General features: G+C 72.3%; 17 protein-coding genes and 1 tRNA gene. 5 read left to right on the top strand and 13 right to left on the bottom strand.

Annotated elements, in window-relative coordinates:
• Positions 1 to 18: 18 nt before the first annotated feature.
• From ACZ6WH_RS31675 to ACZ6WH_RS31650, 6 genes are all read right to left on the bottom strand, one after another.
• Positions 19 to 948, bottom strand: a complete 930-nt coding sequence (locus ACZ6WH_RS31675) for an ABC transporter permease (protein ID WP_469732679.1) — start codon at positions 946 to 948, stop codon at positions 19 to 21.
• An 87-nt stretch (positions 949 to 1,035) separates the two neighbouring features.
• Positions 1,036 to 1,908 (bottom strand): glycosyltransferase family 2 protein, encoded by an 873-nt coding sequence (locus ACZ6WH_RS31670; protein ID WP_399713562.1) that lies wholly within the window; start codon positions 1,906 to 1,908, stop codon positions 1,036 to 1,038.
• 17 nt (positions 1,909 to 1,925) lie between these two features.
• Positions 1,926 to 2,705: a CDP-alcohol phosphatidyltransferase family protein gene (locus ACZ6WH_RS31665; protein WP_361561218.1), complete on the bottom strand. Its 780-nt coding sequence runs from the start codon at positions 2,703 to 2,705 to the stop codon at positions 1,926 to 1,928.
• Positions 2,683 to 3,747 (bottom strand): iron-containing alcohol dehydrogenase family protein, encoded by a 1,065-nt coding sequence (locus ACZ6WH_RS31660; RefSeq protein ID WP_469732676.1) that lies wholly within the window; start codon positions 3,745 to 3,747, stop codon positions 2,683 to 2,685. Before ACZ6WH_RS31660 ends, ACZ6WH_RS31665 begins: the two co-directional genes overlap by 23 nt.
• Complete coding sequence (locus ACZ6WH_RS31655) at positions 3,735 to 4,472, bottom strand: phosphocholine cytidylyltransferase family protein (protein WP_432860664.1); 738 nt, start codon at positions 4,470 to 4,472, stop codon at positions 3,735 to 3,737. The genes ACZ6WH_RS31660 and ACZ6WH_RS31655 overlap by 13 nt, the downstream gene beginning before the upstream one ends.
• The gene (locus ACZ6WH_RS31650) at positions 4,469 to 6,289 is read right to left on the bottom strand and encodes a DUF5941 domain-containing protein (protein WP_469732727.1); all 1,821 of its coding nucleotides are present in this window, start codon (positions 6,287 to 6,289) and stop codon (positions 4,469 to 4,471) included. The genes ACZ6WH_RS31655 and ACZ6WH_RS31650 overlap by 4 nt, the downstream gene beginning before the upstream one ends.
• A gap of 255 nt (positions 6,290 to 6,544) precedes the next feature.
• Here ACZ6WH_RS31650 and galE point away from each other — a divergent pair, with 255 nt between their 5' ends.
• Together galE and idi are read left to right on the top strand one after the other, a co-directional pair.
• Positions 6,545 to 7,555, top strand: a complete 1,011-nt coding sequence (gene galE / locus ACZ6WH_RS31645) for a UDP-glucose 4-epimerase GalE (RefSeq protein ID WP_469732674.1) — start codon at positions 6,545 to 6,547, stop codon at positions 7,553 to 7,555.
• A 125-nt stretch (positions 7,556 to 7,680) separates the two neighbouring features.
• Positions 7,681 to 8,292, top strand: coding sequence for an isopentenyl-diphosphate Delta-isomerase (gene idi / locus ACZ6WH_RS31640; protein ID WP_399712694.1), 612 nt, complete (start codon positions 7,681 to 7,683; stop codon positions 8,290 to 8,292).
• Here idi and ACZ6WH_RS31635 read toward each other — a convergent pair.
• The 3 genes from ACZ6WH_RS31635 to ACZ6WH_RS31625 form a co-directional block, all read right to left on the bottom strand.
• Positions 8,267 to 8,764 (bottom strand): ATP-binding protein, encoded by a 498-nt coding sequence (locus ACZ6WH_RS31635; RefSeq protein ID WP_432860659.1) that lies wholly within the window; start codon positions 8,762 to 8,764, stop codon positions 8,267 to 8,269. The two genes, idi and ACZ6WH_RS31635, sit on opposite strands and share 26 nt — an antisense overlap.
• A 283-nt stretch (positions 8,765 to 9,047) precedes the next feature.
• Positions 9,048 to 9,121, bottom strand: a tRNA-Met gene (locus ACZ6WH_RS31630).
• A 72-nt stretch (positions 9,122 to 9,193) separates the two neighbouring features.
• On the bottom strand, positions 9,194 to 10,846 hold the full coding sequence (locus ACZ6WH_RS31625) for an ABC-F family ATP-binding cassette domain-containing protein (protein WP_469732671.1): 1,653 nt from the start codon (positions 10,844 to 10,846) through the stop codon (positions 9,194 to 9,196).
• 229 nt (positions 10,847 to 11,075) lie between these two features.
• Between ACZ6WH_RS31625 and ACZ6WH_RS31620 the strand changes: the two genes are divergently transcribed.
• Positions 11,076 to 11,825 (top strand): enoyl-CoA hydratase/isomerase family protein, encoded by a 750-nt coding sequence (locus ACZ6WH_RS31620; RefSeq protein ID WP_469732669.1) that lies wholly within the window; start codon positions 11,076 to 11,078, stop codon positions 11,823 to 11,825.
• A 13-nt stretch (positions 11,826 to 11,838) separates the two neighbouring features.
• Here ACZ6WH_RS31620 and ACZ6WH_RS31615 read toward each other — a convergent pair whose 3' ends face one another.
• The 3 genes from ACZ6WH_RS31615 to ACZ6WH_RS31605 form a co-directional block, all read right to left on the bottom strand.
• Positions 11,839 to 12,630 (bottom strand): maleylpyruvate isomerase family mycothiol-dependent enzyme, encoded by a 792-nt coding sequence (locus tag ACZ6WH_RS31615; protein WP_469732667.1) that lies wholly within the window; start codon positions 12,628 to 12,630, stop codon positions 11,839 to 11,841.
• A gap of 64 nt (positions 12,631 to 12,694) precedes the next feature.
• A complete protein-coding gene (locus ACZ6WH_RS31610; protein WP_469732665.1) occupies positions 12,695 to 13,339 on the bottom strand; it encodes a DJ-1/PfpI family protein in 645 nt (214 codons plus the stop codon).
• A 14-nt stretch (positions 13,340 to 13,353) separates the two neighbouring features.
• Positions 13,354 to 14,337, bottom strand: coding sequence for a GlxA family transcriptional regulator (locus ACZ6WH_RS31605; RefSeq protein WP_469732663.1), 984 nt, complete (start codon positions 14,335 to 14,337; stop codon positions 13,354 to 13,356).
• 129 nt (positions 14,338 to 14,466) lie between these two features.
• Between ACZ6WH_RS31605 and ACZ6WH_RS31600 the strand changes: the two genes are divergently transcribed.
• Together ACZ6WH_RS31600 and ACZ6WH_RS31595 are read left to right on the top strand one after the other, a co-directional pair.
• Positions 14,467 to 15,357, top strand: coding sequence for an SCO6745 family protein (locus ACZ6WH_RS31600; RefSeq protein ID WP_469732661.1), 891 nt, complete (start codon positions 14,467 to 14,469; stop codon positions 15,355 to 15,357).
• A 190-nt stretch (positions 15,358 to 15,547) separates the two neighbouring features.
• Positions 15,548 to 17,983: a Tex family protein gene (locus ACZ6WH_RS31595; protein WP_469732725.1), complete on the top strand. Its 2,436-nt coding sequence runs from the start codon at positions 15,548 to 15,550 to the stop codon at positions 17,981 to 17,983.
• Positions 17,984 to 18,267: 284 nt separating this feature from the next.
• Here the strand turns inward: ACZ6WH_RS31595 and ACZ6WH_RS31590 are convergent, their stop codons facing one another.
• The gene (locus tag ACZ6WH_RS31590) at positions 18,268 to 18,900 is read right to left on the bottom strand and encodes a MarR family winged helix-turn-helix transcriptional regulator (RefSeq protein WP_469732659.1); all 633 of its coding nucleotides are present in this window, start codon (positions 18,898 to 18,900) and stop codon (positions 18,268 to 18,270) included.
• Positions 18,901 to 18,905: the final 5 nt, after the last annotated feature.

Raw genomic sequence — 18,905 nt, 5'->3', positions numbered from 1 at the left:
AGATCGGTGCTCTGCTGCTCAGCCACGGCCGTACCGCTCCTCCGCCTTCCAGAAGTACACAAAGCCCACCAGGCCCATCACGACCGCCCAGCCCAACGCCAGCGCCCAGACGTGCGGCGGCAGCTGCCCGTACTTGAACGAGTCGATCAGCGCGAACCGCACCAGGTCGATGTAGACCGCGGCCGGATTCACGTCCAGCAGGAAGTGCACGAACCCCGGAACGTGCTTGCTCTTCATGATCTGGTCGATGCTGTACATCACGCCGGACGCGTACATCCACGTCCGCAGGATGAACGGCATCAGCTGCGCGAGGTCCGGGGTCTTGCTGCCCAGCCGCGCCATGATCATGGCCAGGCCGGTGTTGAAGACGAACTGCAGACACAGCGCCGGGATCGCCAGCAGCCACGACCAGCCCGGCACCTGCCCGAACGCCAGCAGGATCACCACGAGCACGCCCATGGAGAACATGAGTTGCTTGAGCTGCATCAGGCAGAACGAGATCGGCAGGCAGGCGCGCGGGAAGTGCAGCGCCCGCACCAGCCCCAGATTGCCCGAGATCGCCCGCGTCCCCGCCAGCACCGAGCTCTGCGTGAACGTGAAGATGAAGACGCCCGTCACCAGGAACGGCACGAAGTCCGGCACGCCCCGGCTGGTGCCGAGGAGCAGGCCGAAGATCAGGTAGTAGACCAGCGCGTTCAGCAGCGGCGTGGCCACCTGCCACAGCTGGCCCAGCTTGGCCTGGCTGTACTGGGCGGTCAGCTTGGCGCTGGAGAACGCCGCGATGAAGTGGCGCCGCTGCCACAGCTGCCGCACGTACGCCGGCAGGCTCGGCCGGGCGCCGCTCTGCGTCAGCCCGTACTTCTGGGCCAGCCGCACCGGCGTGAGCCCCTCCTCCGGGGCCCGCTGGGCATTCACGGCGACCGCACCGTCGTGCCTGGTCTCGCTCACAGTTGACACTCTCGTCCTCAAGGGGCGCTTCCCGGAGTGGGGTGAGTACCCCGGGCAGCGCCGGATGCTGCTCTCGCCCCGAGCTTGTCAGATGACCGGAGGCCGGCCCAGTCGGGTCAGGCGCCACACGGTACGCCACTTCATGGGGCGCCTGGGGCCGCACGGCTTGGTCCAGCCCTCCTTGAAACCGCCCAGCCAGGCCCGCAGCCCCGGCAGCGACGGGCGCCGCGCGAGGGTCAGCAGCAGCCATACCCCGAGGTACACCGGTACCAGCGGGGCGGGCAGGTTCCGACGCGCCAGCCACACCCGATTGCGCGCCACCATCCGGTGGTACACGGCGTGCCGGGTGGGCGCCATGGTCGGGTGCAGCAGGACCATGTCGGAGCGGTAGTCGATCATCCAGCCCGCGTCCAGGGCCCGCCAGGCGAGGTCGGTCTCCTCGTGGGCGTAGAAGAAGTCGTCGGGCAGCCCGCCGACCTCGTCGAAGACCTTCGTACGGACCGCGTTCGCGCCGCCGAGGAAGGTCGTGACGCGCGAGGAGCGCATCGGGTCGGACGCGCGCAGCCGCGGTACGTGGCGGCGCTGGGTCTCCCCGGTGTCCGGATCCGCGATGCGGAAGCTGATGATGCCGAGCTCCGGGTCGCGGGCGAACGCCTCGCGGCACAGCTCGGCCGTGTCCATGGTGGCGAGCAGGCCGTCGTCGTCGAGGAAGAGCAGGACGTCCTTCTCCGACCCGCCGGGCCCGAAGGCCTCGATCCCGACGTTCCGGCCCGCCGGGATGCCGACGTTCTCCGGCAGCTCCACGGTCCGTACGCCCTCGGGCAGCTCCGGCAGCGGCGAGCCGTTGCCGACGACCACGACCTCGACCGCGTCGCCGTTCTGCTTGGCGACGGAGTCGAGGAGCGCGCGCAGCTCCTCGGGGCGGTTGCCCATGGTGAGGACGACCGCGCCGAGCTTCAGGTTCTGGGGAGTCTGAGTCACTTGAGCCTGCTTGAAGCCATGATGGAAACGAGGTGCAGCAGCGTCTGGAGGAGCGCGATTCCGGCGAGCACCGCGACGCCGAGCCGCGAGAAGAACAGGTCTCCGCGGATCGTGTCGAGGACGGCCAGGACCAGGATCAGCAGCGACGCCTCGATCCCGAGGATCAGCCGGTGGAACTGGAGCGCGGCCGCCGCCTTGCGGGCCAGCGCCATGCCGGACGAGCGCGGCACGGACGCCGACTCCTGGACCGGCGGCTTCCCGGTCTGGTGGCGGGCGACGCCGACGAGGTCGGTCTCCGCCTTGATCATGATCGCGCCGACCGCGGCGAGGGTGCCGAGGAAGGCCCACAGCCAGTCGATCCGCCCGGAGCCCCACAGGTCGGCGGCGCGCAGGCCGAAGCCGACCAGCACGGCGGCGTCGGTCAGGTAGGCGCCGACCCGGTCCAGGTACACGCCGCCCAGCGAGTACTGCTCACGCCAGCGGGCGATCTCGCCGTCGACGCAGTCGAGCAGCAGGTAGAGCTGGACCGCGACGACGCCGAGGACGGCACCCGCGATCCCCGGCACCAGGAGTGCCGGGGCCGCGAGCACGCCGAAGACGGTCATCAGGTAGGTCAGCTGGTTGGGCGTGATCCTGGTGTTCACCAGGTAGCGGTCGCAGCGCAGCGAGATCTCTCGCATGTACAGGCGGCCCGCCCAGTGCTCACCGCTGCGGCGGTCCTTCACCCCTGCGGGGTGAACGACGGGCCGGAGTTCAGCTACCGATGGCCTTGGCATAGTCGAAGTATGCGTCCTTGATCTGGTCGGATTTCAGGTTGAGGTGTTCGAGGATCGTGTAGCGCCCGGGTCGCGTCTGCGGGGCGTACTCCACGACCTGCACGAACTCGTCCACGGTGAAGCCGATCTCCTCCGGCAGGACCGGCAGGCCGTGACGGCGGAGAACCTCTGCCATGAACACCGACTCCTCGGTGGCCCCGCGCAGATGCATCGCGAAGGCCGCACCCAGGCCGCACTGCTCGCCGTGGCTGGCCGCGCGCTTGGGGAAGAGGAGGTCGAAGGCGTGGTTGATCTCGTGGCAGGCGCCGGACGCCGGGCGGGAGTCGCCCGACACGGACATCGCGATGCCGGTGAGGACCAGGCCCTCGGCGAGCACCTGCAGGAAGCCGTCGTCGCCCACGCCACCGGGGTGGCGCAGTACGGCCTCGCCGGCCTGGCGCGCCATGGCGGCCGCGAGCCCGTCGATGTCCTCGCCGCGCTCGCGGGCGGCGAGCTCCCAGTCCCGGATCGCCGAGATGTTGGACAGGGCGTCGCCGATGCCGGAGCGGACGAAGCGGACCGGTGCCTCACGGATCACATCGAGGTCGATGACCACCGCGATGGGGTTCGGCACGCCGTACGAGCCGCGGCCCGCGTCGTTGTCCAGCGTCGCGACGGGCGAGCAGAGGCCGTCGTGCGACAGGTTCGTCGCCACGGCGACCAGCGGCAGGCCCACCCGCGCCGCGGCGAACTTGGCGCAGTCGATGATCTTGCCGCCGCCGAGGCCCACGACCGCGTCGAAGCGGCCCCGCTTCTTCATGGCGTCGGCGAGCTTGATGGCGTCGTCGAGCGTGCCACCCCCCACCTCGAACCACTCGGCGCTGGGCAGCGCCGGCGCGAGCCGCTCACGCAGCACGGAGCCGGAGCCGCCGCTGATGGCGATGGCGAGCTTGCCTGACGACGAGATCCTCTGGTCCGCGAGGACACCGGCCAGGTCGTTGAGCGCCCCCGGCCGGATGTCGACGACGAGCGGCGAGGGGATGAGCCTCGTCAGTACTGGCATGCGATTTCACGGCCCTTCGCGAGGTCGTCGTGGTTGTCGATCTCGACCCACTTGACATCGCCGATCGGGGCCACGTCGATCCGGAAGCCGCGGTTCACGAGCTCCTGGTAGCCGTGCTCGTAGAACTGCTGCGGGTCCGCCTCGAAGACGGTCTTCAGCGCGTCGGCCAGCTCGTCGGCGGCCTCTCCCTCGATGAGGGTGACGCCGATGTACTCACCGGTCGCCTCGGCCGGGTCCATCAGCTTGGTGATCTTCGTCATGCCCTTCTCGGGGTCGACGACGACCTTCATCTCCTCATCGGCCAGGTCCTTGACCGTGTCCAGCGCGAGGATGATCTTCTTGCCGTCGCCGCGCGCGGCGAGCAGGGTCTTCTCGACGGAGACCGGGTGCACGGTGTCGCCGTTGGCGAGGATCACGTCGTGCTTGATCGCGTCACGACCGCACCAGAGGGAGTAGGCGTTGTTCCACTCCTCGGCCTTGTCGTTGTCGATCAGCGTGAGCTTGAGGCCGTACTTCTGCTCCAGGGCCTCCTTGCGCTCGTACACGGCCTCCTTGCGGTAGCCGACGATGATCCCGACCTCGGTCAGGCCGATCTCGGCGAAGTTGCCGAGGGTGAGGTCGAGGATGGTCGTGTCGCCGTCGACCGGCACCAGGGCCTTGGGCAGGGTGTCGGTGTAGGGACGCAGACGCCGTCCGGCGCCGGCCGCCAGCACGAGGCCGATCATGCGGGTTCTCCTTCGTCGTGTACGGCGGGTGCATGGGAGGACACCCAGAAGCGGATGCTCTCGGTGAGCACCAGCAGCGCCAGGGCCCCCGCGAGGACCGTGAGCGCGATTGTGAAACCTGAGGTGGGCAGCGCGGCCGCGGCGATGGTGACCACGAGGGCGCGGCCCTCGTGCCCGCCGGTCGCCCGCACCAGGGCGCGCGGGGGCGCGCCGCTGCCGCCGCGGATGCGGTACACCGTGTCGTAGTGATGGTAGGCGACCGCGGCCACCAGCCCGAATGCCGCCGGCAACGCTCCGTTCACCTCGGAACGGGCCGCAATCACCAGAATCGCGACGTATTCGCCGATGCGGAAGAGCGGCGGCACGAGCCAGTCGAGCGCGCCCTTGAGGGGGCGGGCGACGGCAAGTCCGGAGAGTACGGCGTAGCCGAGCGCGGCGACGCAGACCCAGGGGCTGCCCCAGCCGGCGAACGCGGCGGTGGCGATCATCACAGCGGCGCCGACGGCGGCGATCACGGGGGCCGCGAAGCCGGGGAGCTTGCGGGCCGCGCCCTTGAAGGCGGCCGCGAAGCCCTCCGCGAGCGGCCCGGAGTCGCCGAGGTCGGCGAGCGCCTGCGCGGCGCGGTCGGTCCTCCCCCAGCTACCGCTGGGAGGTACCCCCATCGCTCCGCTCGCCCTGCGGGTCAGCGAGCGCAGTACGCGGCCCGCCGTGGTGTAGCAGGCGGCCAGCGCGCAGCCGACGAGCAGGACCCAGAAGACGATGCGGGGCGTGGTGCAGGCGGTGAGGACCGCGATCAGGGCCCAGCGCTCGCCGATCGGCAGCACGATCATCCGGCGGGCCCAGACCGTCCAGCCGACGCTGTCGAGCTTGTCGGAGAGGGCCGCGGTGGGACTGGTGTTGGCGGTGGCGTCGTGGTTCGCCTCGTTGAAGGAGAAGTCCACGACGTGCCGGACCGTCTGCAGCACCATGGCGCCGAGCGCGAGGGCCCAGACGTCATCCCCGCCGCGGGCCGCGCCGAGCGCCAGGCCCGCGTAGTACGCGTACTCCTTGGCGCGGTCGAACGTCGCGTCGAGCCAGGCGCCCATCGTCGAGTACTGCAGGGAGTAGCGGGCGAGCTGCCCGTCCGTGCAGTCCAGGACGAAGGAGAAGAGGAGGAGCACGCCGGCGGCGATGAAGCCGAGGCGATCGCCGGTGGCCGCGCAGCCCGCCGCGATCAGCGCGGTGAGCAGGGACGCGGTGGTCACCTGGTTCGGGGTGAGGCCGCGCCGCGCGCACCAGCGGGCGATGTACCGGGAGTACGGGCTGATGCAGTACGTGGTGAAGAACCCGTCGCGCGACTTCACGGCGGTCCGCAGCCGTACGGCCTCGTCGTCCACGGCGCTCACGGCGGCCCGCGCCTCGTGGCGCTGCTGTGCGCCGGAGGGTACGGAGGCGACCAGCGAGCCGAGCTCGGGGTGGTGCACCGATACGCCCTCGGCGTCCAGCGCCGTCGCGACGGCGTCCGGAAGCCCGTCGGCGGAGCCCGCCGCGGCGAGCGCGCGGGTGAGCGCGGCACGCGCCTCGGGCTGCGCCGTGAGCGCGCCGGTGACCGCCGCGGCCGGGAAGCGGGGGTCGGTCAGAGCGAGGCGAAGGCTGTGCAGGTGGCCGACGAACCGGGCGTCGACCAGCGCGACCCGGCGGCCTGCGGGGACCTCGGCCAGCAGCCGGGCCGCGTCGGCGGCGTCGGCCGCGCTGCGGACATCGAAGCCCAGCTCGCGCAGGTCGCCCTCGAGCGGCGACCCGGCGACCGGCGCACCGGTGAGGATTGCGGTCGACAGACGAATTCACTCCCTGAATGCTGGCAAGGCCGCCGGCCGGTCCGCATTCGGTACGAACTACCCGGGCAGCAGTCGTGGCACACCTCGGGCCCCGGAGGGGTCGGTGGCACGTCGGCAGAGGTTAGCGGATCGCCGGATGCGGCCGTTCACCACGCATTCACCGCGCGGTGGCCGACCGGCGGCGGCGTCTGCCGCGATCATCATGGTGGATCTTGCCGTCGATGAACAACTGCGGCGCTGGTTAGGGTGCCGGTTATGACATGGCTGATCACAGGTGGGACGGGTTATATCGGCGCGCATGTGGCGAGGGCCATGGTGGCGGCGGGCGAGCGGGTCGTCGTGCTCGACGACGTCTCCAGTGGATACCCCGCCCGGCTGCCCGCCGGGGTGCCTCTGGTGCGCGCTTCGGTACAGGACCGTGACGTGGTGGACGCCACGCTCGCGGAACACGGCGTGACCGGCGTCATCCACCTCGCCGCGAAGAAGCAGGTCGGCGAGTCGGTGGAGCAGCCGCTGACGTACTACAGGGAGAACGTGCACGGGCTGACCGTGCTGCTGGAGGCGGTGGCCGCGGCCGGCGTGCGCCGCTTCGTCCTCTCCTCGTCGGCGGCGGTGTACGGCATGCCGGACGTCGACCTCGTCACCGAGGACACCCCGTGCGCGCCGATGAACCCCTACGGCGAGACCAAGCTCGCGGGCGAGTGGCTGGTGCGCGCCGCGGGCCGGGCGCACGGCATCGCGACCGCCTGCCTGCGCTACTTCAACGTGGCGGGTGCGGCGGCGCCGGAACTGGCGGACGTCGGGGTCTTCAACATCATTCCGATGATGTTCGAGAAGGTGACCGCCGGCGAGCCTCCGCGGATCTTCGGCGACGACTACGACACCCCCGACGGCACCTGCATCCGGGACTACATCCACGTCGAGGACCTGGCCGAGGCGCACCTCGCCGCCGCACGCCGGCTCACGGGCCTCGACAGTCCGGAGGACCTCACGCTCAACGTCGGCACCGGGCAGGGCGTCTCCGTACGGGAAATGGCCGACCTGGTGCTCGGGGTCAGCGGCCGCCATGACCTGACGCCCGTCGTCGAGGCGCGGCGGGCCGGTGACCCGGCGCGGGTGGTCGCCTCGTGCGAGCGGGCGACCCGGGAGCTGGGCTGGCGCGCGCGGCACGGTATCGACGCGATGGTCGGCTCGGCGTGGGAGGGCTGGTGCCACCATCATCCGGAGGCTCGTGGGGCCGCTGGGGAGGGCGCACGGTCGGCTTGAGACGGCGCGTAACGGCTGCTGCGCGCCGCCTGTTCTGCCACGCCGCACACGGTGCGGCACTGTGCCATTGATACGGGCGCTACTAGGGCAGACTGAACATCGAGGACCGACCGAGAAGGATGGGCATGCCGATCACACCTGCCAACGGACAGACCGCCGGAACCGCGGCGGTGGCCGCGCCGGACACGGCCGCGGAGCCGATCATGCTGGAGCTGGTGGACGAGGACGGTAGAACGATCGGTACGGCGGAGAAGCTCGCCGCCCATCAGGCACCCGGGCAGCTGCACCGCGCGTTCTCCGTGTTCCTCTTCGACGAGCAGGGGCGGTTGCTGCTGCAGCGCCGCGCGCTGGGGAAGTACCACTCCCCCGGTGTGTGGTCCAACACCGCCTGCGGCCATCCGTACCCGGACGAGAAGCCGTTCGCGGCGGCGGCCCGGCGTACCGCAGAGGAGCTGGGTGTCGCCCCGTCGCTCCTCGGTGAGGCCGGCACCGTGCGCTACAACCACCCGGACCCGGAGTCCGGGCTGGTCGAGCAGGAGTACAACCACCTCTTCGTGGGCCTGGTCCGGGACACCCCGCAGCCGGACCCCGAGGAGGTCGGCGAGTACGCCTTCGTGACGCCGGCAGAGCTGACCCGGCGCCATGCCGAGGCCCCGTTCTCGGTGTGGTTCATGACCGTCCTGGACGCGGCGCGTCCGGCGATCCGTGAGCTCACAGGGGCGTCTGCGGGCTGGTAGGCGCGGGCACCTCGGCGAGCGGCAGCTCGGCCCAGACGACCTTGCCGCCGCTCGCCGTGTGCTCCACTCCGCACTTTCCGCCGGCCTCGGCGGTGAGCATCTTGATCAGCCAGAGGCCACGGCCGCCGAGATCTTCCTCGTCGGCCTCCATCGCCTTGGGCCGGTACGGGTGGTTGTCCTCGACGGCGATCCGTACCCAGTCCGCGCCGACCGCCAGCTCGACGTCGATCTGCGGGGAGAGCAGGGCTGCGTGCTGCACCGCGTTGGTGACCAGCTCGGAAGTGATCAGCAGCAGACCGTCCACGATGTCGGGCCCCGCGGGCACGCGCTGGTCGCCGAGCAGATCCCGTACCGCGTGCCGAGCCTGTGGCACCGAGGCCTCCAGTGCCGGAGCGGTGAACCTCCAGACACCTTCGTACGCGAGCGGGGCCGTCAGCTCCTCGGGAGGTTCGGCTGGGGGTCCGGAAGGCATCCTCACCCTTCGAGTGTTGGGAATCCCACCGTCCGGGCTGGCCTGCTGACAAAAAGTCAGCACTTATCGATAGTTTTTGAACGCATTTCTACGTGTCGATCATCCGGGAGATCGACCCTGACCCTTTTGTTCTTGTTTAAAGAACTGCGAGGAAGAGATGCGTTTCTCCGTTTCTCCCGCTTCGCCCCGACCGGCCGGAGCGCCGGCTCGGGGAACCGGCCGCACGCACGCCGAAGGCCCCTTCCTGTGAGGAAGGGGCCTTCGGTACGCACTGTTGCGTCAGTAGCGGGGACAGGATTTGAACCTGCGACCTCTGGGTTATGAGCCCAGCGAGCTACCGAGCTGCTCCACCCCGCGTCGGTGAACACCACCTTACGGGTTCCGTCCGGCAGGGCCAAATCCATTACCGACCGGACCGGCGGCTTCCCGTCAGCGCTCCGTCACCCGGCCGTCCGCGACCTCGACGCGCCGCGTGGTGTGCACCGCCTCCAGCAGCCGGCGGTCGTGGCTGACCAGCAGCAGCGTGCCGTTGTACGACGCGAGCGCGGACTCCAGCTGCTCGATCGCGGGCAGGTCGAGGTGGTTGGTCGGCTCGTCCAGGACGAGGAGGTTCACGCCGCGGCCCTGCAGGAGCGCGAGCGCCGCCCGGGTCCGCTCCCCCGGCGACAGCGTGGCCACCGGGCGCAGTACGTGCCCGGCCTTCAGCCCGAACTTCGCCAGCAGCGTCCGCACGTCCGCCGGCGCCATGTCGGGGACGGAGCGCCGGAAAGCGTCCACGAGCGGTTCGCCGGCCGCGTCCGGGTGCTGGAAGAGCTGGCCGCGGGCCTGTTCGATCTCCCCGACGACCACGCCGGGCCCGAGGTACGCGTCCCCGTCGTCGAGCGGCAGCCGGCCGAGCAGCGCGCCGAGGAGGGTGGACTTGCCGGAGCCGTTCGGGCCGGTGATCGCGACCCGGTCGGCCCAGTCGATCTGCAGGTCCACCGGGCCGAACCGGAAGTCCCCGCGGTCCAGGCGCGCGCCGCGGAGCGTGGCGACCACGGCTCCGGAGCGCGGCGCGGCCGCGATCTCCATGCGCAGCTCCCACTCCTTGCGCGGCTCCTCGACGACGTCCAGCCGGTCGATCAGGCGCTGGGTCTGTTTGGCCTTCGCCGCCTGCTTCTCGGTGGCCTCCACCCGGCCCTTGCGGGCGATCTTGTCGTTGTCGGGGGCCTTGCGGCGGGCGTTCCTGACGCCCTTCTCCATCCAGTTGCGCTGGAGGTGGGCGCGCGCTTCGAGGGACGCCTTGGTCTCGGCGTACTCCTCGTACTCCTCGCGGGCGTGCCGCCGGGCCCTCTCGCGCTCCTCCAGATACGCCGCGTACCCGCCGCCGAAGGCGTTCACCTGCTGCTGCGCGAGGTCCAGCTCCACCACCCGGTCGACCGTGCGGGTCAGGAACTCGCGGTCGTGGCTGACCAGGACGGTGCCGGCCCGGAGCCCGGTGACGAACCGCTCCAGCCGGTCCAGGCCGTCCAGGTCCAGGTCGTTGGTCGGCTCGTCCAGGAGGAAGACGTCGTACCGGGAGAGGAGGAGGGAGGCGAGCGAGGCGCGCGCCGCCTGGCCGCCCGAGAGGGAGGTCATCGGCTGGTCCAGGCCGACCGCCAGGCCCAGCTGGGCGGCGGTCTCCTCGGCCCGCTCGTCCAGGTCGGCGGCGCCGAGCGCGAGCCAGCGCTCCAGGGCGACGGCGTACGCGTCGTCGGCGCCCGGCTTCTCCTCGACCAGCGCCCGGGTCGCCTCGTCCAGGGCGAGCTGGGCGGCGGCGACGCCGGTGCGGCGGGCGAGGAAGTCGCGGACCGACTCCCCGGCGCGGCGCTCGGGTTCCTGCGGGAGGTGGCCGACGGTGGCGGTGGCGGGGCTCAGCCGCAGCTCGCCCTCCTGCGGGGTGTCCAGCCCGGCGAACAGCCGCAGCAGCGTGGACTTGCCCGCGCCGTTGGCACCGACCAGCCCGATCACCTCCCCCGGCGCGACGACGAGGTCGAGCCCGGAGAACAGGGTGCGGTCACCGTGGCCGGCGGCGAGGTTCTTGGCGACGAGAGTGGCAGACATCAGACCGCTGATCGTAGCCGCGCCGCCACCGAACAGGCGCGGCATTTCTTACGGCCCTGCGCACGCGGGCATCAGCCCGGCACACGTGGGCTCCGGCCTGCGCACGCGGGTCCACGGGGCGGTGCACGGCCGGGGGTTCGGGCGCGCGGGCCCTGCCACGTGCCGCGACGCTGTGATCGCGGTCTCTCCGGCGGGACGCGGGCCGGGCGTCGGTTCTACGATCCGCAGCATGAACCCAGGGCTCAGCACGCGTGTCAGCGGCGGCGTCGCGACCGTCACGATCAGCAATCCCGCCAAGCGGAACGCCATGACGGCCGACATGTGGCGGGCGGTGCCGGAGCTGGTGGCGCGGCTGGCCGAGGACCGGTCCGTCCGCGTACTGGTGCTGACCGGCGAGGGCAGTACGTTCTGCGCGGGGGCCGACATCGGGTCGCTGCGCGAGTCGGGGGACGAGAACCGCGGGCTCGCGCGGGCCGCCGAGGAGGCGCTCGCCGCTTTCCCCAAGCCGTCGCTGGCGGCGGTCCGCGGCTACTGCGTGGGCGGCGGGAGCCAGCTCGCCGCCGCCTGTGACCTGCGGTTCGCCGAGGAGGGCGCGCTCTTCGGCATCACCCCGGCGAAGCTGGGGATCGTCTACCCGGCCGCCTCCACCCGGCGGCTCGTACGGCTCGTGGGGCCGGCGACCGCCAAGTACCTCCTCTTCTCCGGGGAGTTGATCGACTGCGCGCGGGCGCTGCGGTCCGGGCTGGTGGACGAGGTGCTGCCGGAGGGTGAGCTGGACAAGCGGGTCGCGGACTTCTCGGCGGTGCTGACGAGCCGGTCGCAGCTGACCCAGGCGGCGGCGAAGGAATTCGCCGAGGGGCCGGCGGACGCGGAGCGGGACGCGTACTGGGAGGAGCAGGCCCGCGGCAGCGGCGACACGGCGGAGGGCGTCGCGGCCTTCCTGGAGCGCCGGGCGCCGCGCTTCGAGTGGACGGTGTGAGCCACCCGGCCGCTCACCCGAAGGAGACCCGGTCCAGCCAGAGGTCCAGCAGCTCCGCGTCTCCGAAGATCTCTATGCCGTCCCGCTGGGCGGGCCGCCTCCGGTAGATCGTCAGCAGCAGCTCGGTCAGCGGGCCGCGCACCGCGACGGCGGCCTTCTCGTGCGCCCGGCGCCATGCGATGACGTCGCCGGTGAGGTCGACCACCCACTCGGCCGCCGTCTCGGGCGCGGTGTCCGTGGCGTGGAAGTGCAGCGTGCGGCCGGGGCCGAGCAGCTCGCGCATCTCCGGGTGGTAATCGAACATCATCGGCAGCGAGCCGAGCGACAGCCACTCGTCGACCGCGTCGGCCGCCACCTCCTCGTCGAGGTCGTACGGCACGCCGAGGGCGAGCGCCGCGTCGGCGCGGTGGACGGCCGTCTCGTGCGCGAAGCGGCGGGCGTAGAACGCGGACCGCTCCCCCGGGACCGGGGTCCACAGCTCCGCGTCCGGCCCGGCCTCCCGGAGCGCGTCCGCCAGCTCCCGGGCCCCCTCGGCGAGCCAGCCGTCGAGGGCGGCCGGGTCCTCGCCCGCGTACCCCGAGAGGTCACGGAAGTGGGCATCGGGCAGCGGCTCCGTCACCCGGCCGCCGACCGTCTCCGCCGCCCAGCGCTGGCCGCCGCCGAGGTGCCGCACGAGCTGGTTGACGGTCCAGCCGGGGCAGGACGGGACCGGGGCCGACAGGTCGGCACCCTTGAGGTGGGAGCGCAACAGGTCGGTCTGCGCGACGATTTCGCCGCAGTGCCGGTCGAAACGCATCGGAGTCATGGGGAAACCGTAGACCGCACCACTGACAACGCCCCGGCGGAACGTGTCCGCCGAGGCGTTCGGGTCAGGCCGAGCCCTGCAGGATGAAGCGGCTGCGGTCGCGCAGCGCCGCCACGACGGCCGCCGGGGCCTTCTCCGGCGAGCCGCTGTCGTACGGCGGCTGCGGGTCGTACTCGACGGCGAGCTGCACGGTCTGCGCGAGGGTGTCGCCCTGGAGCCGGCCCAGCAGGGTCAGGCCCATGTCGATGCCCGAGGAGACGCCGGCCGCCGTGACGTACTTGCCGTCGAAAACGACCCGCTCCCCCGTGGGCTCCGCTCCGTACTCCTTGAGCTGGTCCAGCGCGAGCCAGTGGGAGGTGGCGCGGCGCCCCTCCAGGAGTCCGGCGGCGGCCAGCAGCAGCGAGCCGGTGCACACGGAGGTGGTCCAGGTGGTGGCGGTGTCGACGGCGCGCAGCCACTCGTGGAGCGGACCGTCGGTCATCAGGTCGCTCTGTCCGGGGCCGCCGGGCACGACCAGGATGTCGGGCGCGGCGACGTCCTCCAGGGCCGCGTCGGCGACCATCGCGAGGCCGTGGCTGTCGTTGCGTACGGGGCCCGTGCGCTCGGCCACGAAGACCGTCTCCGCGCCGGGCAGCCGCCCGAGCGTGTCGTACGGCCCGACGGCGTCCAGGGCGGTGAAGCGGTCGTAGAGGAGGATCGCGATCTGCATGAGGTGCCCTTTCGTCAGCGTGCGGCCGACGGCTGAGGGGCCGCCGGGTGGTGCGGGCGGTACCGGCGCCGGTACTCCGCCGGGCCGGTTCCGAGGGCGCGCAGGAAGGCGCGGCGCATGGCTTCGGGGGTGCCGTATCCGCAGCGGCGTGCGACGCGTTCGACGCCGTCGCCGGTGTCCTCCAGGAGCCGGCGCGCGGCCTCCAGCCGGACTCTGTCGACATAGCGACCTGGCGTCATGCCGACTTCGTCGCGGAACGCCCGCGCGAAGTGGCGTGGTGAGAGCCCCGAGCGGGCCGCGAGCGCCTCGACGGACAGGTCGGCGGCCGGGTGCTCGGTGATCCAGTGCTGGACCTCGCGCAGCGGCGGGCGCTCCGCGGTCTGCGCGGCGAGCTGGGCGCTGAACTGCGTCTGGTTGCCGGGGCGGCGCAGGAAGACGACGAGGTGGCGGGCGACGGTCAGTGCCACGTCCCGGCCGTGGTCCTCCTCCACGAGGGCCAGCGCGAGGTCGATGCCCGCGGTGACGCCGGCCGAGGTGGCCAGGTCGCCGTCCCGGATGAAGATCGGCTCGGGGTCGACGTCGACGCGGGGGAAGCGGCCGGCCAGCGTGTCGCACATCGCCCAGTGCGTGGTGGCGCGGCGGCCGTCCAGCAGGCCGGCGGCGGCCAGCAGGAACGCTCCCGTGCAGACCGAGACCTTGCGGCCGGCCCGCGGCGCATGAGTACGCAGCCAGTCGACGAGGCGCGGGTCGGGGTCCCTCGTGCCCTGCCCGCCGGGCACCAGGAGGGTGCCCGGGGATGCCGCGTCGGACAGCGCCAGGTCGGGCGTGATCCGCAGGCCGCTGGAGGTGCGTACCGGGGTGCCGTCGAACGTGGCCGTACGGACTCGGTAGGCGCCGGGCACACAGTGGCCGGCGCCCGTGAAGACCTCCAGGGGGCCGGTGACGTCCAGGCTCTGGACGCCGTCGAACAGGACGACAAGTACGTCGTGCGGTGGCATGGCCCCATCGTGGGCGCGGCCCGCGGTGGCGGCAATGACGTCTTTCCCACCTTTCCTGCCACGACGGCCGGCCCGGCCGTCCTCCGCCCCGGCCTACCGGGCATACCGACGGGTCGGTAACGTGCTGCCATGACCACCACGGCTTCCTCGCAGGACCCTTCCGCGCTCCCCGACCGCGCCGGACGGCGCTGTCACAACGTCGTCAACCCGCTGCACTCCACCGTCTACTTCGCCCCGGACTTCCCCGCCGAGATGGCGAAGCTCGGCATCGAGGACCGCAGCGCCGCCTACTTCCTCGGCCGGGCCGCCGCCATGGGCCCGGTGGGCCCCGGCGTCATCGCCGCGACGTTCTACAACTTCAAGTACGAGCTGATCGCCCGGCACATCCCGGAAGCCTGGTCGGTCGTCACGCCGCAGCAGGTGCTCGACGCACGGCTGCGCGCCGCCGACAGCACGCTGCGCCGGCTGCTGGGCGACGAGCTGGCGGAGTCCGACGAGATGGCCGAGGCGGCCCGGCTAGCGCTCCGCGCCGCCGAGGCCTGCGTCCGCCACGCCCGGCCGCTGTACGCCGCCCACGCCGACCTCCCGGTGCCCGAGGCGCCGCACCTGGCGTACTGGCACGCGGCGACGCTGCTGCGCGAGCACCGCGGTGACGGCCACCTCATCGCGCTCGCCGACGCCGGCCTGGGCCCCCTGGAGGCGCTCGCCTCGCACACCGCCAGCGGCCGCGGGATGAGCACCAAGTGGATCCTGGCGACCCGCGGCTGGTCGGCCGAGGAGTGGCAGGGGGCGCGCGACGCGCTGCGCGACCGCGGCCTCCTGGACGCCGAATACGGCCTGACCGAGGCCGGTACGCAGCTCCGCGCCGACCTGGAGGACACCACCGACCGTCTGGACGCGGCGCCGTACGATTTCCTCGGAGCGGAGGGCGTGGCCCGGCTGACGGAGCTGGCCACGAAGTTCACCACCACCGCGGTCGGCAACGGGGCGTTCCCCGCCGATCTGTTCGGCCAGGGCTGAGCCGGCCTTCGGGGCGGGCCGCCGGGCGTCCGGCGGTCCGCCCCGCTGCCGTGCCTCTTGTCACACCTGTGCACTCCTGCCCGGGTCACGCGACAGGCCGGACCGTGACCCTGCACAATGCAGGCTCAAGCACAGCGCGAGAAGGCAGGTCGGGAGCATCGTGACGGCAACCACCGAGTCCACCGGGCCCATCCAGTCCCCGGGGGCTCCCGGGGCCCCGGGGTCCATCGAGAGCAGGATCGCCGAGGAGCTCGGCGTCAGGGAGCGGCAGGTGAAGGCCGCGGTCGAACTGCTCGACGGCGGCTCGACCGTGCCGTTCATCGCCCGGTACCGCAAGGAAGCGACGGAGATGCTCGACGACGCGCAGCTGCGCGCGTTGGAGGAGCGGCTGCGCTACCTGCGGGAGCTGGAGGAGCGCCGGACGGCGGTACTGGAGTCCGTACGGTCCCAGGGGAAGCTGGACGCGGCGCTGGAGGCGCAGATCCGGGGCGCGGAGTCCAAGGCCCGCCTGGAGGACATCTACCTGCCGTTCAAGCCGAAGCGGCGGACGAAGGCGCAGATCGCCCGTGAGGCGGGGCTGGAGCCACTCGCCGACGGTCTGCTGAGCGACCCGTCCGTGGAGCCGCAGGCGGCCGCCGCCGCGTTCGTGGACGCCGACAAGGGCGTGGCCGACCCGGCAGCCGCCCTCGAAGGCGCGCGGGCCATCCTCACCGAGCGGTTCAGCGAGGACGCCGACCTCATCGGCGAGCTGCGCGAGCGGATGTGGACGCGCGGCCAGGTGGCGTCGAAGGTGCGCGAGGGCAAGGAGGAGGCGGGCGCGAAGTTCGCCGACTACTTCGACTTCGCCGAGCCGTTCACGGAGCTGCCCTCGCACCGCGTCCTGGCCATGTTCCGCGGCGAGAAGGAGGAGGTCCTCGACCTCGCTCTGGAGCCGGAGACCGAGCCGGTCGAAGGCCGGACGTCGTACGAGTCGTCGATCGCCCAGCGGTTCGGGATCGCCGACCGCGGCCGCCCGGCCGACGGCTGGCTGCTGGACACCGTGCGCTGGGCGTGGCGCACCCGCGTCCTCGTGCACCTCGGCATCGACCTGCGGCTGCGGCTGCGTCAGGCCGCCGAGGACGAGGGCGTACGGGTCTTCGCCTCCAACCTCCGCGACCTGCTGCTGGCCGCGCCGGCCGGCACCCGCGCCACGATGGGCCTCGACCCCGGCTTCCGTACGGGTGTGAAGGTGGCCGTCGTGGACGCGACCGGCAAGGTGGCCGCCACGGACACGATCTACCCGCACGTGCCGCAGCAGAAGTGGGACGCCTCGCTGGCCACTCTGGCGAAGCTCGCCCGCGAGCACGATGTGGAGCTCATCGCGATCGGCAACGGCACGGCCTCGCGCGAGACGGACAAGCTGGCCGCCGACCTGATCGCCGCGCAGCCGGAGTTGAAGCTGACGAAGGTGATGGTCTCCGAGGCGGGCGCCTCGGTGTATTCCGCCTCCGCCTTCGCCTCCCAGGAACTGCCCGGCATGGACGTCTCGCTGCGCGGCGCGGTGTCCATCGCGCGCCGTCTCCAGGACCCGCTGGCCGAGCTGGTCAAGATCGACCCGAAGTCGATCGGCGTCGGGCAGTACCAGCACGACCTCTCCGAGGTGAAGCTCTCGCGCTCCCTGGACGCGGTCGTCGAGGACTGCGTGAACGGCGTCGGCGTGGACGTCAACACCGCCTCCGCGCCGCTGCTCTCCCGGGTCTCCGGCATCGGTTCGGGCCTGGCCGAGAACATCGTGGCACACCGCGACGCCAACGGCCCGTTCCGTACCCGCAAGGCGCTCAAGGACGTGGCGCGGCTGGGCCCGAAGGCGTACGAGCAGTGCGCGGGCTTCCTGCGGATCCGCAACGGCGACGACCCGCTGGACGCCTCCAGCGTGCACCCCGAGTCCTACCCCGTGGTGCGCCGGATCGTCACTGCCGCGGGCAACGACGTGCCCTCCCTGATCGGCAACACCGCGGTGCTGCGCACCCTGAAGCCGGCCGACTTCGTGGACGACTCCTTCGGTCTGCCGACCGTCACGGACATCCTGAGCGAGCTGGAGAAGCCGGGGCGCGACCCGCGCCCCGAGTTCAAGACGGCGACCTTCAAGGAGGGCGTCGAGAAGATCGGCGACCTGCAGTCCGGGATGCTCCTGGAAGGCGTCGTCACGAACGTGGCCGCCTTCGGCGCCTTCGTCGACATCGGCGTCCACCAGGACGGCCTCGTGCACGTCTCGGCGATGTCGAAGACGTTCGTGAAGGACCCGCGGGACGTGGTGAAGCCGGGTGACATCGTGCGCGTGAAGGTGCTCGACGTCGACATCCCGCGCAAGCGGATCTCGCTGACGCTGCGGCTGGACGACGACCACAACGCGGCCTCCGGACAGGGCGGCCAGGGCGGTGGCCGTGGCGGGCGCCGCGAGGAGCGCGGCGGCGAGCGGCGCGGCGGTACGCCGCGGCAGCGGCAGGGCGGCGGTCAGGGCCGGCAGGGCGGCGGCAACGGCCGCGGCGGACGCGGTGGCGGCCGGGACGCGGCCCCCGCGAACGGCGCGATGGCCGACGCGCTGCGCCGCGCGGGCCTGCTGGGCAAGGACGGCGGCGGACGCTGAGCCGACGGGCGGCGCACCGCCCGGGCACGAACGACGGCGGGCGGCCGGAGCATACGTGTGCTCGGGCCGCCCGCCCTCGTATGTCCGGCCGGGCGCCGCGCCCGTAGGGCCCGCCGTCGCCGCACTCATCGGTCCCGCCGATGCCGTGCCCGTAGGCCCCATCCGATGCCGTGCCCGTAGGCATGACCCGCGCCGTACCCGTAGGACCCACCCGGCGCCACGCCTGCGGGGCAGCGGGGCAGCGGGCAGCGGGCAGCGGGCAGCGGGCAGCGCGACGATCCCGGTCAGGTGTCGCCGACGTGCGTCAGGCGGTCGTCCCCGAGGCGGTGCTGGACGTCGGCGAGGAGGGTGCGGAGCAGGGCGGTCAGTTCGGCCTGCTTCTCAGGGGTGAGGCCGTCGAGCAACTCGGCTTCCCGGTGCAGCACCTGGTCCACGGTCGCCTCGACGACCTCGTGGCCGGTCGGGGTCAGCGTGACCTCGACGGTGCGCGGGCGCCCCCGCGCGGGCCCGCGGGTCACCAGGTTCTCCCGTTCGGCACGGGCCACCCGCTGGGAGACTGCGCCGGCCGTGATCATGCTGCGGCGGCCGATCTCGCGGGTGCTGAGGGTGTACGGCGGGCCGCTCCGCCGCAGCACGCTGAGCAGGTCCAGGGTGGCGGTGTCCACGCCGGCGCGGGCGAGCGTACGGCGACGGTCGTCGCCGAAGAGCTTGGCGAGCTGCCAGACGCTCGTCACGATGCCGATGGAGGTGACGGGCGTCCCCGGACGCTCGCGCTCCCACGCGGCGGCGATGTCGCGCACGGGGTCGGACGGAGCCCCGACCGCGGACGGAGCCCCGACCTCCCCCTGCCGGCCGTCGTCGGCCTTCGTCCCGGTCTCGCTCGTCCCGGTCTCTCTCGTCTCATTCTCGCTTGTCACGGTGC

The organism is Streptomyces sp. NPDC050806 (assembly GCF_055586425.1).
This window is presented reverse-complemented; position numbering and strand designations above follow the sequence as displayed.